The organism is Psychromonas sp., assembly GCF_047632995.1.
Lineage (GTDB): Bacteria > Pseudomonadota > Gammaproteobacteria > Enterobacterales > Psychromonadaceae > Psychromonas.
In genome coordinates this window covers 1-4,044 of the sequence record NZ_JBLIEK010000209.1, presented here as the reverse complement: position 1 = coordinate 4,044, position 4,044 = coordinate 1, and the positions used below count along the sequence as shown (strand labels likewise).

Annotated in this window: 4 protein-coding genes and 1 pseudogene; 1 reads left to right on the top strand and 4 read right to left on the bottom strand. The window is 36.6% G+C overall.

Annotated elements, in window-relative coordinates; genetic code table 11:
• Positions 1-412 (bottom strand): annotated as a pseudogene (locus ACJAT7_RS18345) (IS4 family transposase); the annotation flags it as partial.
• A gap of 586 nt (positions 413-998) precedes the next feature.
• Here ACJAT7_RS18345 and ACJAT7_RS18340 point away from each other — a divergent pair.
• Entirely contained in the window at positions 999-1,691 is a 693-nt protein-coding gene (locus tag ACJAT7_RS18340) for an SOS response-associated peptidase family protein (RefSeq protein ID WP_415228240.1), read from the top strand.
• Positions 1,692-2,014: 323 nt separating this feature from the next.
• On the opposite strand, the gene ACJAT7_RS18335 is transcribed toward ACJAT7_RS18340, so the two are convergent.
• From ACJAT7_RS18335 to ACJAT7_RS18325, 3 genes are all read right to left on the bottom strand, one after another.
• Positions 2,015-2,590, bottom strand: coding sequence for a DNA-J related domain-containing protein (locus ACJAT7_RS18335; protein WP_415228239.1), 576 nt, complete (start codon positions 2,588-2,590; stop codon positions 2,015-2,017).
• A gap of 438 nt (positions 2,591-3,028) precedes the next feature.
• Positions 3,029-3,721: a cupin domain-containing protein gene (locus ACJAT7_RS18330; RefSeq protein ID WP_415228238.1), complete on the bottom strand. Its 693-nt coding sequence runs from the start codon at positions 3,719-3,721 to the stop codon at positions 3,029-3,031.
• A gap of 81 nt (positions 3,722-3,802) precedes the next feature.
• Positions 3,803-4,044, bottom strand: a 242-nt coding sequence (locus ACJAT7_RS18325; protein ID WP_415228237.1) for a glutathione S-transferase family protein, incomplete at its 5' end; no start/stop codon positions are given.

Below are 4,044 nucleotides of genomic sequence, written 5' to 3'. Positions count from 1 at the left end.
CGTTTTCGGGATAACCTTTAAGCACATCCCAACTCACATGAGCTGCCGTATTGTCATATTATTCGCTTAAAATCACCAAGCTTTACATCTGTGCCAAGTAGCTGTTGCTGCCATTCACTTAACGCCACATCAAGCAATTATTTCATCAACTGAGCAAACTCCGGTTTGTTCATTTGATTGTGAAAAGGCTTATACTGGACATCAGTTTCTGTTAACTTCACAAAATAACGATGCAAATCAGCGATAGTATTTACTGATTTATCACCTAAAGCGGTTGTTAACGACATCAGGAGTTCAAAGGGTTTTATTATTCGTTACGACTACGAAACCGGCTGGATTTTCCTATTTCGTTAATATTAAAATCATTAAGCACTTTTGTTATTTTGTCTAACTCAGTATTGTGTTTATTCATGCTCTATTTTTGGGATAGGTAGTGGTTTGGCGATTACGATCAGATCAAATTTAGAGCATGTTTTCAATTGTTTTATTTCTTAAGATCCAACTTATGAATAGCGCTTAGTTGACCTAAAGAATAACTAATAGCTAACCAAAAGAGTAGTCAATAGCTAATGCCTTTAATATATACAGACAAGTTATAAAAGTGAATTATTGAAATCTCAGCTATCGTATCTGCATAGACTGCTCTGAGGTAGTTTTGCATTTAGAGGAGGGTGTCTTTGTGATGTTAACAGACACTTCTAATCTTGTGACAACAGATTGGATGCTTGTTATATTATGGCGCTCTTTGATGATTAAACTGATTCTTATTAATATATATACGCCAACTCAATAGAGCGAAAAAAACAAAGTTACTTAGTGTGTTTTTAGGTACTAAATATTATCTGCTTTCAAATGTCAAAGCTTTTTAAAATTAGCTGCTGAAACGGAAAAATAGTAAACAAAGCGTTACTTCTTAAGTTTGCAGTTCACTGCTAACTGGCGAGATATAGCTAAAATTTGTTGCCAAGATAACGTGTAATTTATGAGGAATAGAAAACATGTGCGGTCGGTTCAACACGACATTTGATAAGGGTGTTAAAAAAGTATATACCAGCTTAAAAATTAACAAGGTAATTGATAACCCTATTGATAGCCGTTGTGTAAAAGCGGCGGATACCATTTCCATTGTTAGGAATGTAGGTGAACAACGGCGTGTTGAAAACGCTACTTGGTGGTTATTGTTAGACCAAACGGTAAGTGGTTTTAAACCGTCTAAATTTACTTCATTTAATACACGATATGATAAGTTAAATAGCCCAAAAAGTGCAGGTTATCAAGCGTACCGTAGTTCACGATGTGTTATTGCGGTTAAAGGTTTTGGTGAAACTGAATTTGTGAATAAAAAACCTATCCATTATTACGATATGGCAGCAGAGTCAGGTGGCTTGATTCTTGGGGGTTTATGCCGTGAATGGAAGCACCAAACAACAGGTGAAATAAAACTTAGCTGCTCGGTTATCACCTTGCCACCACACCCAAAGCTGATGAAAATTCACAGCAAAGCAATGCCGCTAATCCTACCGCAAGAATCACTATTAGTAGATAGGTGGCTAAATACTCAATTTAATGAGGTTGAGCAATTTGAACACTTACTACATCCCCATATTCCACAAAATATTATTGCTCACCAGATTGATAAACCTATGACTTATAAAACCATCTCCGAATTACAGCTTATTAACCATGATTGATTCCATAGGGTGTCCGTAACGCTCAATTTAATAATCTTTTTGATACAAAAGCTGAGATTTCAGCCGATGCAGGTAAGGAACGAAAATTACCCCTTGTTAACGTTGATAAACTAATGCAAATTTAGCACAAAATGTAGATGTTCAAACATTAACAGACTAGGATTATTGGCTTTGGTAGCAAAGTAGAGCTGTGATCTATCATAGTTGGTCTTAATCATGATGTGAAATATGAACTTTGTGTCAGACTTACTTAACGTTTAATGAGTGATTTTCTAACGCCTAATATAGCCCTTAACGAATTAGAGATAAATAAAAAATTGGCGTTAAGTTTTATAATAACAAAACCTTAAAATTTCATAGGCTTCTCGGGTTTTGATAAAGTCATCTGCGCAGCCGCCTTTATCAGGGTGATTAATGAAAACTTTTTTTTGGTAAGCCTGACGTATCTTAGACCAATCCACACCTTGATTTAGTCCTAACGTCGTCAGAGCATCGCCAACCTTATCTACCGCCTGATATCTTTGCCAAAAACCAGCAAAAAGTGATTCAACCTCTTCAATGGTGATGTTATTCAAATTGGACCAGTTTAAATAGTAGTGGGCCAGATCATTATCGCGTGTGGTCAGGGAATTTTTAACGCCAGCGCAATGTGGCATCAGACAGATTTCTAAAGGAAAAATTGTCAGTGAAAAGCCCTCTGTTTGAATATCATGTTGAATTTGATAAAGCGCATTCATAACAAAAAAATTCTTTTGGAAAATGGCTATCTGAGGAGCGACATCCGTTAGAATAAGCGCAAGAAAGTCCTGTTCACAAAGCTTCACCAAATCAAGCAGCGAGCAAGAACTTTTCTGCTCTCTTAAATATCTCAGTATCGAAATAATTAACGGATTGGTCATAGATTTCAGTTCCATTTTTATTTATTGCACACACATTACTGTTAGCTGGCACAGTACAAGCTAGCATTAACTGGTTAGAGTCAAGAGTATCTTGTTCGCTCTTAAGCAGACCATAGCAATAATGAGGATGTCAGGTCAAAATAGTACTAACTATTAAGCGTTTCAGCTCAGTCTTCTATCCGCGGTTAGCGAATAGAAGACCATTTTATGAAGATATAAAACAGTGCTTAATAGGACTTTTTAGGGACGAAAACTGGACATTACAGAATATAGATATGAAAGATCAATCAAGAGATACAAATTCATTAGCTAGAAATTATTTGATATATACTTTCTAATGACATGCTTTATTTAAACGATAAAAAAATTTGAGTAAAACTCAACGAAAGGGATCGCATGTGCCTTTATTTACTCCCTGTTTATTCTTTAGTTAAAAAATCAACTCGCCGCTTGAATCCGTTTTATCTGGTTGCTTACATCAGATAAATTTCCTGTTTTAAGCCAAACTTTTGCACCATTGCTTTTTGCTGTTACTGTTAATGTTTCGCCTAAAGGTAAGCGCATCCAGCTATGCTTTTGCAGTAAGTCATTTTGTGCTTGTAATTCCCCAGCTAATATTAATAGCTCTGCACCTTCAGGAACCGATAAACTCATTTTTGTATTCGGTTCAAAATAATAAACTGACACTTCTTCATGTTTGTCTTTGTATAACGGGGTAATAGATACGCCAACTGTTTGTGAAGGAATCGCTGACATTTTATTGATCTGTAGGCGAATATGCGTTCTATCTTCAGGTTGAAATTGCCACAATTTTACAAAAATAATACAGCCGTTATCAGAGCGTGGCGTATGACTAGATTCTGGAGGATTTCGAACATACGAGCCGATAGGGAAATCTCCACTTTCATCTTGAAATACACCGTCAAGTACCACAAACTCTTCGCCGCCGGTATGAACATGAGGAGAAAATTTACTGCCTTTTGCGTATCTTACTATAGAGGTTGCTCTCGCCACCTCGCCACCCACTCTATCTAGAGGTCTTCTTTCAACGCCCGGCATAGGTGAGGCTAACCAGTCTAATGAGGCACTATGAACAACGGCTCTTTGATTAAAGTCATCAAAAATTCCCATAAGTAAATCCTAGTTAAAAAATAGTAAAGGAGAGCGAGTCGTTAATGCCATTAAAGCGGTTAAATAACTCGCGATATAGTTTTATTTAAGGCTTGGACGGTCTTGAATCTTTGCACGCCATGTAAGTAAATGTGTGTATTGACTTGGCACGGTTAGTTTACCAAAATCAGCAAAAGCAAGACCTGCAAATAAGGTAATATCAGCCATCGTAAATACGTCACCGGCGACATAAGGCGCGTTACTTAATACGGTATTAAAATATTTAAAACCGGCCAGTACATTGTTAGCTTGTTTATTGCCCCATGCTTTATTTTGGTCTATAT